General features: G+C 69.6%; 13 protein-coding genes. 7 read left to right on the top strand and 6 right to left on the bottom strand.

Features of this window, described 5'->3' with window-relative positions; genetic code table 11:
- Positions 1 to 21: 21 nt before the first annotated feature.
- Together AC25YV_RS04460 and AC25YV_RS04455 are read right to left on the bottom strand one after the other, a co-directional pair.
- Positions 22 to 624: a response regulator gene (locus AC25YV_RS04460; protein WP_488122631.1), complete on the bottom strand. Its 603-nt coding sequence runs from the start codon at positions 622 to 624 to the stop codon at positions 22 to 24.
- Positions 621 to 1,832 (bottom strand): sensor histidine kinase, encoded by a 1,212-nt coding sequence (locus AC25YV_RS04455; RefSeq protein WP_488122630.1) that lies wholly within the window; start codon positions 1,830 to 1,832, stop codon positions 621 to 623. The genes AC25YV_RS04460 and AC25YV_RS04455 overlap by 4 nt, the downstream gene beginning before the upstream one ends.
- Before the next feature lie 141 nt (positions 1,833 to 1,973).
- Here AC25YV_RS04455 and AC25YV_RS04450 point away from each other — a divergent pair, with 141 nt between their 5' ends.
- On the top strand, positions 1,974 to 2,525 hold the full coding sequence (locus AC25YV_RS04450) for a small multidrug efflux protein (RefSeq protein ID WP_488122629.1): 552 nt from the start codon (positions 1,974 to 1,976) through the stop codon (positions 2,523 to 2,525).
- A 75-nt stretch (positions 2,526 to 2,600) separates the two neighbouring features.
- Here AC25YV_RS04450 and AC25YV_RS04445 read toward each other — a convergent pair whose 3' ends face one another.
- Entirely contained in the window at positions 2,601 to 2,771 is a 171-nt protein-coding gene (locus AC25YV_RS04445) for a CsbD family protein (RefSeq protein WP_488122628.1), read from the bottom strand.
- Positions 2,772 to 2,994: 223 nt separating this feature from the next.
- Here AC25YV_RS04445 and AC25YV_RS04440 point away from each other — a divergent pair, with 223 nt between their 5' ends.
- Positions 2,995 to 3,756 carry an SDR family NAD(P)-dependent oxidoreductase gene (locus tag AC25YV_RS04440; protein WP_488122627.1) on the top strand — a complete coding sequence of 254 codons (762 nt, stop codon included), beginning with the start codon at positions 2,995 to 2,997 and terminating at the stop codon, positions 3,754 to 3,756.
- Positions 3,757 to 3,862: 106 nt separating this feature from the next.
- Complete coding sequence (locus AC25YV_RS04435; protein ID WP_488122626.1) at positions 3,863 to 5,593, top strand: long-chain-fatty-acid--CoA ligase; 1,731 nt, start codon at positions 3,863 to 3,865, stop codon at positions 5,591 to 5,593.
- Between the two features lie 8 nt (positions 5,594 to 5,601).
- Here the strand turns inward: AC25YV_RS04435 and AC25YV_RS04430 are convergent, their stop codons facing one another.
- Positions 5,602 to 7,227 carry a DHA2 family efflux MFS transporter permease subunit gene (locus tag AC25YV_RS04430; RefSeq protein WP_488122625.1) on the bottom strand — a complete coding sequence of 542 codons (1,626 nt, stop codon included), beginning with the start codon at positions 7,225 to 7,227 and terminating at the stop codon, positions 5,602 to 5,604.
- Positions 7,228 to 7,376: 149 nt separating this feature from the next.
- Here AC25YV_RS04430 and AC25YV_RS04425 point away from each other — a divergent pair, with 149 nt between their 5' ends.
- Together AC25YV_RS04425 and AC25YV_RS04420 are read left to right on the top strand one after the other, a co-directional pair.
- Positions 7,377 to 8,225: a TIGR03620 family F420-dependent LLM class oxidoreductase gene (locus AC25YV_RS04425; RefSeq protein WP_488122624.1), complete on the top strand. Its 849-nt coding sequence runs from the start codon at positions 7,377 to 7,379 to the stop codon at positions 8,223 to 8,225.
- A complete protein-coding gene (locus AC25YV_RS04420) occupies positions 8,225 to 8,908 on the top strand; it encodes a hypothetical protein (protein WP_488122871.1) in 684 nt (227 codons plus the stop codon). The genes AC25YV_RS04425 and AC25YV_RS04420 overlap by 1 nt, the downstream gene beginning before the upstream one ends.
- Here the strand turns inward: AC25YV_RS04420 and AC25YV_RS04415 are convergent.
- Entirely contained in the window at positions 8,905 to 9,387 is a 483-nt protein-coding gene (locus AC25YV_RS04415) for an Lrp/AsnC family transcriptional regulator (protein ID WP_488122623.1), read from the bottom strand. The genes AC25YV_RS04420 and AC25YV_RS04415 overlap by 4 nt on opposite strands.
- Before the next feature lie 110 nt (positions 9,388 to 9,497).
- Here AC25YV_RS04415 and AC25YV_RS04410 point away from each other — a divergent pair, with 110 nt between their 5' ends.
- A complete protein-coding gene (locus AC25YV_RS04410) occupies positions 9,498 to 10,721 on the top strand; it encodes a trans-sulfuration enzyme family protein (protein WP_488122622.1) in 1,224 nt (407 codons plus the stop codon).
- Positions 10,722 to 10,760: 39 nt separating this feature from the next.
- Entirely contained in the window at positions 10,761 to 11,594 is an 834-nt protein-coding gene (locus tag AC25YV_RS04405; protein WP_488122621.1) for an aldo/keto reductase, read from the top strand.
- Position 11,595: 1 nt separating this feature from the next.
- Here the strand turns inward: AC25YV_RS04405 and AC25YV_RS04400 are convergent, their stop codons facing one another.
- The gene (locus tag AC25YV_RS04400) at positions 11,596 to 12,345 is read right to left on the bottom strand and encodes an SDR family oxidoreductase (RefSeq protein ID WP_488122620.1); all 750 of its coding nucleotides are present in this window, start codon (positions 12,343 to 12,345) and stop codon (positions 11,596 to 11,598) included.
- Between the last annotated feature and the right edge of the window lie 60 nt (positions 12,346 to 12,405).

Raw genomic sequence — 12,405 nt, 5'->3', positions numbered from 1 at the left:
CCGGGACCGACCCGTCATCGGTCAGATCCAGCCGCGTTCCTCTGCCATCAGGACGGCCTGCTGGCGGGTACGCACGGCGAGTTTCGCCAGGATCACCGAGACGTGGTTGCGCACGGTGCCCGGGGCGAGTGAGAGCGCGCGTGCGATCTGTCCCGTGGTCTCGCCCCGTCGCCCGGCCCGAAGAACATCGAGTTCGCGATCGGTCAGGGGGCTCCGCGCGTCGCTCAGTGCATCGGCGGCGACCTCGGGGTCGATGTATCGACCGCCAGCGGCCACCCGTCGGATGACGTCGGCCACCTCGCTCGCGCCGGAGGACTTCGGCAGGAATCCGGAGACGCCCGCCGCGAGGGCGCGCCGCAGCACGCCGGGTCGTGCGTGCCGCGTGACCACGACGCAGCGGGTCGGCAGCGTGCGAGTCACGCGCCCGGCCACCTCGACGCCGTCCAGGCCCGGCATCTCGAGGTCGAGCAGACACACATCGGGGCGTTCGCGTGCGGCTACCTCGACGGCTTCGAGTCCGTCGGCGCACTCCGCGACGACGTCGATGTCGGCTTCGAGTCGGAGCAATGCCGCCAGCGCGGATCGGATCATGACCTCGTCGTCGGCGATCAGCACGCGGATCATCGCTTGAGCCCCGTATTCGCCGGCACGGTCACGACGATCATGAACGAGCCGCGGTCCCGGCGCACCTCGACGGTGCCGCCTGCCTCCGCCGTTCGCCGACGGATGCCGTCCACGCCGGACCCGCCCGCTGACGGTGCGAGGTCGTCCCCGAGATCGTTCGTGAGCTCGAAGCGCCACGCGTCCGTGTCGGCCGCCAGGATCACCCGTGCCCACGTGCCTCCGCCGTGGCGCAGGACATTGGTCGTCGTCTCGCGCACGACCGGGGCCAGCACGTCGCCCGGGGCGGCGTCAGCATCTGCCGAGATCGAGGCTTCGACGTTCATGCCGGCCGCACGCAACAGATCGACGGCGTTGGCCAGCTCATCGTGCAGAGAGGCGGAGCGGAAGCGCAGAGCCAGATCTCGTGTGCCCTGCCGTGCGTCGTCGACGCTCGCGCGCGCCGCACGGACGTGTGCCAGCGCGGCATCCGGGTCCTGACCCATGAGCCGTTCGGCGAGTTCCAGCTGCAGGGCGATCACCTGCAGATGGTGACCCTGCAGATCATGCACGTCGGTCGCCATGCGCAGGCGTTCCTGCGTCGCGCCGAGCCTCGCCTCGGCGGCGCGCGACTGGTCGAGGGCGACCACGATGTCCCACCACCAGAGCGTAAGGACGGTCATCGCAGGCAGCACGGTGAACGCGAACCCCAGGAACCCCCAGCTGCCATCGTCGTCGGCAACGCTGAACTGGCCGTCGATGAACCACAGCGCCGCGAGCAGGAGCGTCACCGCGCACACGAGGCGCAGGCGGATGCCGGGCGGCCATTTGAGCAGCAGGAGGGTCTGGGTCACGGGCACCACCGCCACCATCCACACGCCCGACGTCAGACCGGCGAGAGCGCCGAACGCGATCGCCAGAGCGAGCGCCGGGATCGTACGGCGCCATCTCGTCGGGACAGCCGCCCCCGCGAGGCTCCGATAGTCCAGCAGCGCGGGGATGGTCGAGAGCACCCAAGCGGCACCGGCGAGCCAGACGGCGACCACGGCGGCGGGGCCCGCGAACGGGGTGATCAGCGTGGTCGCGAGCGGGAAGACGATGAGCGTTTCGAAGACCAGGACGCCCACGAACGTGTACCACCAGGTCGCCGTTATCCGCCGTGACATCTGCACCGACATGCGCGCATCCGCCGCCGGATCTGCCTGCATGAACGGGAGGGGATCAGTGATCACCCGTCCACTGTAGGCGGGTGACAAATGTCACGGATGCCGCGTGAGAAGTGTCCGGACATCGATGACAGCACGACACTTCTGGGGCGAGGGGAACCGCGGTGGACTTGATCCATACCGAATCCCCCGTGTCGGAAGGACACCATGACCGTCATCGAATTCTTCCAGGACCTCGTCTCGCGAGTGCCTGAGCTCCTCCAGCCGCTCATCGTCGCCGCCGCCGGCGCCATTCCGTTCATCGAGGGCGAAGGGGCAGCGGCGATCGGGATCGTCGGTGGCATCAACCCGGTCATCGCGGTGATCGCGGCGATCGTCGGCAACTTCGCGTGCGTGCTCGTCCTCGTGCTGCTCAGCTCCGGGGCGCACCGCGCGGTCTCGGGCCGAATCCAGGCGCGCAAGCGCGAGGCGGTGCTCAGCGGCAGCGGCACCACGTCAACCGTCGACCTCGCCGCCGTCACCATCGACGAGCCCGCGACGCCCCGGCATGAGAAGTTCCAGCGTGCCCTCGTGCGCTACGGCGTTCCCGGGGTCAGCCTGCTCGGTCCGCTGCTGCTGCCGACGCAGTTCACGGCGACGCTGCTCGCCGCGGCGGGTGTCGGCAAGGCTCGCATCCTGATCTGGCAGGGGCTCGCCATCATCCTGTGGACGACGGCCATCGCTCTCATCATCACCGGGGTGCTCTCCGCACTCTCCTGAGGGGCTCACCGGGCCCCGGGCGCCGGACACGCGAAAGGCCGGGACGAATCGTCCCGGCCTTTCGCGTGGGGTGGCTTACTTGAAGGCGTCCTTGACGTCTTCGCCGGCCTTCTTCAGGTTCGCTTTCGCCTGGTCCATGTGGCCTTCGGCCTCGAGGTCCTTGTTGTCGGTGGCCTTGCCGACGTTTTCCTTGGCCTTGCCCTTGATGTCTTCGGCCGCATTCGAGATCTTGTCGTCCAGACCCATGATGTCTCCTTCGTGTCGGACAGCGCGGGGATCTCCTCGCGTGTACTTCCATCGCACACCGTCACCGCGGGAGCAGCCAAGGGGTTGACGCTCCCGCACCCGTGTGCAAGCTCGCGCCGCGAGGGTGGGAGTGTAGTCCGGCCCGTCGCGGAGCGCGAGTGTCTGCCCTGCGTCACGGACGGTGCCTAACCTGACGGCATCCACCATCGGAAGGAGATCGGTCATGGCGCGATTCGATAACAAGGTGGCCCTCGTCACAGGCTCGGGTTCGGGTATCGGCAAGGCCGCCGTCGACCTGCTGCTCGCGGACGGGGCGAAAGTCGTCGGAGCCGACCTCCGACCGGGCGATGAGACTGAGAACTACGTTCCCGTCGTCTGCGACGTCACGAAAGAGGCTGACGTCGTGGCGGCGGTGGCGACGGCGGTCGACCGATTCGGACGCCTCGACGTCGCCTTCAATGTGGCCGGGGCGTCGCGCGCGGGGATGATCATCGACCAGTCCGAGGAGGACTGGGACTTCACCGTCGACCTCGTCCTCAAAGGGGTCTTCCTCTCTGTCAAGCACGAGGCGCGGGCGATGACGGGCGGCGGCGCGATCGTCAACGTCGCGAGTCTCAACTCCCACGTGCCGATGTGGTTCGGGGCGGCGTACTCATCGGGCAAGGCCGGAGCCGAGATGCTGACGAAGTCGGCGGCGCTCGAGCTCGCCGGGCGCGGCATCCGGGTCAATGCGGTGCTTCCCGGCCTCGTCGAAACCCCCCTCACGACGGCGCTGACCGAGAACCCCGGACTGATGGAGGACTTCCGCAACAGCATCGTGCTCGCCCGCGCCGCCGACCCGGTCGAGATCGCGAAGCCCATGCTCTTCCTCGCGAGCGACGATGCGTCGTACATCACGGGTACCTCGCTCGTCGTCGACGGCGGGTGGGAGATCACCGGTTACCCGAATCTCGCCAAGCACATGGGTTCCGCGCCCGGCGAGTGACCTGCGCTCGCCCCGCGAGACGGCAGCGGGCGATGCCGTCTCGGCGCAGTGAGCCGCGATCAGCTTGCATAGGCTTGCAGTGACAGAGCGAGAGAGAGGGGCGGACATGAAGCATCCGCAGACCGGTGAGGCCGTCGAAGACGGGGAGCGGCCGTGGCTGTCTGCCTACGCCGACGGGGTGCCCGCCGATATCGCCCCCGTCACCGAGACGCTCGTCGATCTGCTCGATGCATCGGTCGCGCGCTTCGGCAAGCGGGATGCCCTGGAGTACTTCGGTGCCCGGACGACATACGCCCAGCTCGGCGAGCAGGTCGAGCGGGCGGCATCCGGTCTTCGTGAACTGGGAGTGAAAGCCGGCGACCGGGTCGCCCTCGTGCTGCCGAACTGCCCGCAGCACGTCGTGGCGTTCTACGCCGTGCTGCGCTTGGGAGCCATCGTCGTCGAGCACAACCCGCTCTACACGTCGCGTGAGCTGCGCCACCAGTTCGAGGTGCACGGCGCGGTCGCGGCGATCGTGTGGGACAAGGTCGCCGACGTCATCGCCGCGCTGCCCGACGACGCCCGCCCCGCCAACATCGTCGCCGTCCGGCTCACCGACGCGATGCCCCGCAGCAAGCGTCTGGCTCTGCGGCTACCACTGGCTCGAGCGCGCGCATCGCGTGACCGGCTCACGGCACAGCCGACCGCGAAGGGGATCATCCCGTGGACGCGCGTGACGAAGGCGCGGCGGATCTCGCGCCGCGTCCCGCGTCCGCAGCTGGGTGACACCGCTCTGCTCCAGCTCACGAGCGGCACGACGGGTCAGCCGAAGGCGGCGATGCTCTCGCACGCGAACCTGCGTTCCAACGCTGCACAGGGCCGCGCGTGGGTGCCGGGCCTGCGCGAGGGGGAGGAGGTCGTCTACGCCGTCCTGCCCCTGTTCCACGCGTACGGGCTCACGCTGTGTCTCACCTTCGCGATGTCGATCGGGGCGAAGGTCGTGCTCTTTCCGACCTTCGACGTCGACCTCGTCATCGCCGCTGCCCGTCAGTCGCCGCCCACGTTCCTGCCGGCTGTGCCGCCGATCTATGACGCCCTCTCGCGTGCGAGCGCGCAACGCAGGATCGATCTGCGCAGTGTGAGCTTCGCGATCTCGGGCGCCATGAGCCTGCCGGTGCCGACCGTGACGCGCTGGGAGGAAGCATCGGGAGGGCTGCTCGTCGAGGGCTACGGGATGACCGAGACCTCACCCGTCGCGCTCGGCAACCCCATGGGGCCTTCGCGCCGACCGGGGACCGTCGGTGTGCCGTTCCCGAGTACGGTCGTCCGCGTCGTCGACCCGGACGACCCCACGAGCGAGCGACCCCCGGGAGAGCCCGGAGAGCTGCTGATCCGTGGTCCTCAGGTGTTCCAGGGTTATTGGAATCAGCCCACCGAGACGGCGGCGGTCTTGCTGCCGGGTGGTTGGCTGCGGACGGGGGACATCGTGACGATGTCCGAAGACGGGTTCGTCACCGTCGTCGACCGCGTGAAGGAGCTCATCATCACGGGCGGGTTCAACGTCAGTCCGACCGAAGTCGAGCAGGCGCTTCTGCTGCACCCGGACGTCGAGGCTGCGGCGGTCGTCGGTCTGCCGCGCTCCGCCGGCGGAGAAGAAGTCGCGGCCGCGGTCGTGATGAAGCCCGGGACGGTCTTCGACTCTCGCGCACTCCGCGACTTCTGCCGCTCGCACATCACGGCGTACAAAGTGCCCAAGCGCATCGTCGAGGTCGAGGACCTGCCGCGCTCGCAGATCGGCAAGGTGATGCGCCGCGTCGTGCGGGACGACCTGCTCGCGCAGTCCAGCGGCGGCGAGTGAGCCCCGCGTCACATCTCGCCGCTGCGCGCCTCGCCCGCCCCGCCGGTCGCCGACTCCCCGGGGTCCCTCGCGCGGCCCGAGCCGAGCGAGGTCGTCGCGATGAGTCCCAGCACGAGGAAGCCCGCCGCGGACAGGGCGGCTAGGCGCGTACCCTCCGAGAACGCGGCCTTGGCGTCCTCAGCGGCGTCCGCGGTGGCGGGGGACTGCTCCAGCCCGGCGATCGCGCCGCCGGCACTGTCGACGACCGCTGAGACGACCGTGTCGCGCTCCTCGGCGGGCACGCCGCGGTCGTCTAGCTTCGCGTTGAGCAGGCCGGCGGTGCTCGTGAAGAGGATCGTGCCGAGGATCGCGATGCCCAGCGCCGAGCCGACCTGGCGTGACGTGGACTGCGTGCCCGACCCCTGCCCCGACAGCTCGATGGGAACGTCCTGCAGGATCACGCTGGTCAGCTGGGCCGTGGCGAGCCCCACGCCGAAGCCGTAGAGGAACAGGGCGGGCAGCAGCCAGCCCCACGCGGCGTCCGGCGCGATGACGAAGGCCACCCATATGACGCCGATGATCTCGGCGATGATTCCCAGCCGCACGACCCACACGGGCGCGAGGCGTCCGCTGAGACCGGCGGCGAAGCCGCTCGCGAGGAAGGAGCCGAGCGCGAGGGCGACCAGGACGAGGCCGGTCTGCAAAGCGTCGAAACCGAGCACGAACTGCAGCCACAGCGGCAGCGACAGGATGATTCCGAACTCACCGAGCGATACGACGAGGGCGACGATGTTGCCGTTGCGGAAGCTGGGGATGCGGAACAGCGACAGCTCCAGCAGTGCCGGCCTGTCCACCCGCGCGCGGTGGCGGCTCCACAGCAGGAAGCCGGTGAGCGAGACGACGGAGATCGCGAACGCGACCGCCACGGGTGAGATCGCCCACGGCCAGGTGAATGCCCCGATCTCGATCGTGCCGTCGGCCTGCCACCATCCGAGCGTGCGCCCTTCGATGAGGCCGAACACGAGCGTTCCGAACAGCAGCACGGACAGCAGCGCCCCGACGACATCGAGCCCGCGCTGCGCTGTGTCGCGTGATTCACGCACCGTCAGCATCACGCCGACGAAGATGATGATGCCGAGGGGCACATTGATCCCGAACGCCCAGCGCCACGAGAACGCCGTCGTGAGCCAGCCGCCCAGGAGCGGGCCGACCGCGGCCATGCCGCCGATCGTGGAACCCCACACGGCAAAGGCGATCCCGCGCTCGCGGCCACGGAACGTCGCATTGATGATCGACAGCGTGGAGGGCAGGATCATGGCCCCGCCGATGCCCTGCACCAGACGCGAACCGATGAGCAGGCCGGCCGTGGGCGCGAGGGCGGCCAGCACCGAGGACGCCACGAAGAGCACGACGCCGATGAGCATCAGCCGGCGCCTGCCGACGCGGTCGGCCAGGCTTCCGAACAGCAGCAGGAGTGACGCGAAGACGAGGGTGTAGGCCTCTTGCACCCACTGCACCCCGGTCGACGAGAGGTCGAGGTCATCCACGATCGAAGGAATCGCGACGTTCACGATCGTGGAATCCACGATGATCAACGACACGGCGATGCTGATGAAGACGAGGGCGAGCCAGCGGCGACGGGGAGCGTCTGTCATTTCGTCAGCCTATTTAGCTTTCGGTGGAAAATATCGCCGGCTTTCGGATCGCCCGCCACGCGTCGGATCGGGCTCACCGGCTCGCGACCCGGCGGAGAATCGTGGCAGAGTCGACGAGGACCCTGCCCCGACGGAGAGGTGATGTGCAGATGAGCGACGAATCGATGGAGTTCGGCGAGATCGGTGTGTGGAGAGGGGCCCGCGTGCTCGACTCCGAACTCGCGCGCGGCATCGAGAAGCTCGGATACCGCACCCTCTGGGTCGGAGGCTCGCCTGCCGGAGACCTCGAAGACGTCGAAGCGCTCATCGAGGCAACCGAGAGCATCGTGGTCGCCACGGGCGTCGTGAACATCTGGCGTGACGACGCTGCCGAGCTCGCCGCCTCGTACCACCGCATCGAGAAGCGCCACCCCGGCCGGCTCGTGCTGGGGATCGGCAGCGGACACCGCGAGGCCGACGCGGCGCGGACGCGCCCGCTCGCGGCGATGCGCGAATACCTCGACGTCCTGGATGCCGAGGGGGTGCCGGCCCACCGCCGCATCCTCGCCGCCCTGGGCCCCAAGACCCTGCAGCTCGCGGCCGAGAGGTCCCTCGGCGCGCACCCCTACCTCACGACTCCCGCGCACACCCGCTTCGCGCGCGAGGTCATGGGGCCGGACGCCTTCCTCGCGCCCGAGCAGATGTTCGTCGCGGTCGATGGCCCCGAGACCGCACGCAAGATCGCGCGCGGCACGCTGCGCAGCTACCTGCAGATGTCGAACTATGCCGACATCCTCGTGAAGTTCGACTTCGAGCGCGCACAGATCGAGGGTGAGGCCGACGATGCCGTGATCGACGCCCTCACCCCGTGGGGCAGGCCTGAGACGATCGCCTCCGCCGTCCGTGCGCACCTCGACGCGGGGGCCGACCACGTGTGCATCCAGTCTCTGCCCATGCGCGAGAATCCGCTCGACGCCCTCAAGGCGATGGCCGACGCCCTCGGCGTCACGGCGTCGTGATGGAGTTCGCCGGCCGCGTCCCCGAGGACGCCTCCGACCCGCGGCTCAAGCGGGCAGCCATGCTGGAGGGCATGCCGATCCCCGTGATCGTGTTCGCGCCGCAAGCGGCGGTCGACGGCGCCGACATCAGCGTCGGCACGGGCACGGATGCCACGGGGTGCCACACCATGACGGCGAGCGTCACATCGACGCTGTGGCGCAACCCCGATGACAAGGACGACCCCGTCAATCTCGCCGAACTCGACGAGGTGACCCGACGCTCGATCGAAGAGGCGCCGCCGCGGCCCCGGCCTGCCTGGCTGACCGAGCAGATCGAGCGGATGCGGTATCACACGCTCTGGGAGGCGGTTCAGACGACATGGAACCGCGAGGCATCCGAGTTCACGACCGTCGAGTACCTGCTCGTGCAGCACGCCAACCACATCCTGATGAACCGGTTCCGTGAAGAGCACGTCGTCGGGCTGCACGACTGGGACTCAGCCGCGCTGACGTCCGAGCGCGTGATCCGACGCGGCGTCGATGTCGTGATCGACGGCGAGACCGTCGTCGGCGTCGAGATCGACACCGACCCCTTCGTCTACGCGATCGGCGCCGAGCTCGCCGGCGGGGGAGTGCTCACCGCGGTGATCCCGCGCGAGGACCTTCCCTACCTCGACGTCGCGTTCGCGACGCACGTGCCCTAGCGCTCGTCGAGGAAGCGCTGCCAGCCGTCGGCGTCGGCGTGCTCGAAGACGAGGTTCGTCTCGGTGTGCGCGACGGCGGGGTGCCCTGTGAGATACGTCAGCACGAACTCGCGGAGCTCGCCCGCATCGCGCGCGAGCACGTGCAGGAGGAAGTCGTCGGCACCCGCCATGTGGAACAGACGCACGACCCCGGGGAAACCGGTCGCGGCCCGTCGGAACGCCTCGATCTCGGTGCGCGCGTGCTTCACCAGCCGCACGGCGATGAGCGCCTGCACGGTGGCGCCGAGGCGATCGGTGTCGAACTCGACGCGGTACCCGGCGATAACGCCCTGCGACTGCAGGCGCCGCAGCCGCAGCGACACGGTGGACTCGGCGATGCCGAGTTCGGCGGCCAGGGCGGCACCCGATGCGCGGGCGTTCGCGCTCAGCGCGCGCAGCAGCGCGCGGTCGGTGGAATCGAGGTCGAAGGACCGTGACACTGAGGCATCCCCCCTGCTCATTTCTCGCAGAATCTGCGACTGTTCGGTTGATTCTAGGCGAGGCTGCAAGCCAGCTTGAGGATGCCGCGGGAATCTGCTGTTCTGGCCTCATGCATTCCGAGAACCATCGGTGGGAGACCCGTGCTGTGCACGGCGGCACGGCGGGCCTCCGCGAAGCCGGCACCCACGTTCCCTCCATCGACCTGTCCACGACGAACCCGCTTCCCGACGTCGAGGTCGGCGGCCTGTCGTACGAAGAGCTCGCGACCGGTCATGATCTCGGTCCCGGCCGAAGCGCCGTCTACCAGCGACTCTGGCAGCCTGGCGTCGCGCGCTTCGAAGACGCCCTCGCGGGGCTCGAGGGTGCCGAGGGTGCCGTCGCGTTCGCGAGCGGCATGGCCGCGCTGACGGCGTGCCTCATCGCCACGGTCGCAGCCGGCAAGCCCCACGTCGTGGCGGTGCGCCCGCTCTACGGCGGCACCGACCACGTGCTCGAGAGCGGACTGCTCGGCACCGAGGTCACCTGGTCGGCTCCCGGCGACGTGGCCGCGCACATCCGCGACGACACGGGCCTGGTCATCATCGAGACCCCCGCCAACCCGACGCTCGAGCTGCTCGACATCGCGGTCATCGTCGAGGCGGCCGGAGATGTGCCGGTGCTCGTGGACAACACGTTCGCGACCCCTGTGCTGCAGCGGCCCATCGAGCATGGCGCGACCCTCGTGATGCACAGTGCGACGAAGTACCTCGGCGGCCACGGCGACGCCATGGGCGGCGTCGTCGCCGGCCCCACGGCGTGGATCGAGCGGCTCCGCCAAGTGCGGGCGCTGACCGGCGGAATCCTGCACCCGATGGGTGCCTACATGCTGCACCGCGGCCTGCGCACCCTCGCGGTGCGCGTGCGTGCGCAGCAGGAGACAGCTCAGGCCCTCGCCGAGCGCATGAGCGCGCACGACGCCGTCGCCCGCGTCTTCTACCCCGGTCTTCCCGGGCAGGATCCGCAGGGATTGCTCGGGCGCCAGCTCGCCGGGCCCGGCTCGATCATCGCGATCGAGCTCGCGGGCGGCTATGACGCCGCGGCACGCTTCACCGAGGCGTGCGAACTCGTGACGCACGCTGTGTCGCTCGGTGGCGTGGACTCGCTCGTCCAGCACCCCGCGTCGCTCACCCACCGGCCCGTCGTCGGAGACGCGAAGCCCGGTGCGGGCATCGTGCGCCTCGCGATCGGTCTCGAGCACGTCGACGACCTCGCCGATGACCTGCTCGCGGCGCTCGATGCGACGCTCGTCGGCACGCAGGAGATCGTCGACGAGGGGCTCGTGCGACAGGGCTGACCTCTCGCGCAGCATCCGCCTCGAGGGGATGATGGGGGGATGCTGCACATTCCTGACGTGGTCCTCAACGACGGCACCCGCTTACCGGCGCTCGGCCTCGGGACATACACACTCGAGGGCGACGCCGGTGTGGACGCCATGGTGGCCGCGATCGACAGCGGTTACCGGCTGCTCGACACCGCCGTCAACTACGGCAACGAAGAGGCCGTCGGCGCGGCCGTGCGTCGCAGCGGCGTGGATCGCGATGATCTCGTCATCGAGTCGAAGCTGCCCGGTCGCCACCACGGATTCGACGAAGCGATCGCGAGCGTCGAGGGGTCCCTCGCTGCGCTCGGACTCGAGCGGATCGATCTGCACCTCATCCACTGGCCCAACCCGAGTGTCGGCAAGTGGCTCGATACGTGGCGCGGCCTCATCGCGGCACGCGAGCGCGGGCTCGTGCGGTCGATCGGCGTCTCGAATTTCACGATCCCGATGCTCGAGCGGCTCATCGCCGAGACCGGTGTGACGCCGGCGGTCAACCAGATCGAGCTGCACCCCTACTTTCCCCAGGCATCTCTGCGCGCGTTCCATGCCGCCAACGGCATCCGCACCGAGAGCTGGAGCCCGCTCGCGCGAGGCACGGAACTGCTCCACGAACCGGTCATCACCGACATCGCCGCCGCACGCGGTGTCTCACCGACGCAGGTCGTGCTGCGCTGGCACGTCGAGCTCGATTCGACGCCCATCCCGAAATCGAGCGATCCCGACCGTCAGCGTGAGAACGCCGACGTCTTCGGGTTCTCACTCGACGACGCCGAGATCGAGGCGATCTCCGCCCTGGAGCGGGGGCGACTCTGGGGCGGCGACCCCGACACGAACGAAGAGATGTGACTCACGCGTCCGGGAGTGCATCGAGCCACTCCGGGAACGTCTGACGGCCGCGCACGGCGTCGGGTCCGGCCAGCAGCGCGCCGCTGCGCTGGGCGCGGCCCATCGCTCCGGGAAGGCTGAGGGGCGGCATCCACCCCCGGTGCCCGATCGCTCGCGCGTACGCCCGCATCATGTCGGCGAGGCTCTCTTCGCGGGGGCCGCCGAGGTCGGTCGCTCGGCCTGCCGGCGCTGCTTCGGCGCGGGTGACGAGATGCTCGGCCACCTCGCGCGCGGCGATCGGCTGCGTGCGCGCCCGTAGGGCGAACCGCACCGGTCCGATGGCGGCGCGCACGTACAGCTGCGCCGCGAACTCATGGAACTGCGTCGCGCGCTGGATGGTCCACGGCACGGGCCCCGCCTCGACGAGGCGCTCCTGCGTGAGCTTGCCCGCGTAGTAGCCCTCGGGGGCGGCACCGACCCCGACGATGGACAGCGCGATGTGGTGGGCGACGCCCGCGGAGCGCTCGGCGGCGAGCAGCGACCGCGTCGCACCGGCGAAGAACGAGATCGACTCGTCGGCCTTGAGGGTCGTCACGTTCGATACGTCGATGACCGTGTGGACGCCGGCGAGGACGCGGGCGAGCCCGGCCCCGGAGAGCAGATCCACGCCGCGGCTGCGCGCCAGCACAACGGTGTCATGCCCGCGCTCGCGGGCGACGTCGACGACGTGCGCGCCGGTGAGCCCCGTGCCGCCGGCCACCGCGATCCGCATGCGAGCCCCCGTCTCTTCGCTGCACTGGCGGCCCCAGCTTACGGTCGGGTGCTCTTGCCG

This window comes from Microbacterium sp. Y832 (assembly GCF_057669765.1).
The sequence above is the reverse complement of the archived record's forward strand: the minus strand, read 5'-3'. Positions and strand labels throughout refer to the sequence as shown.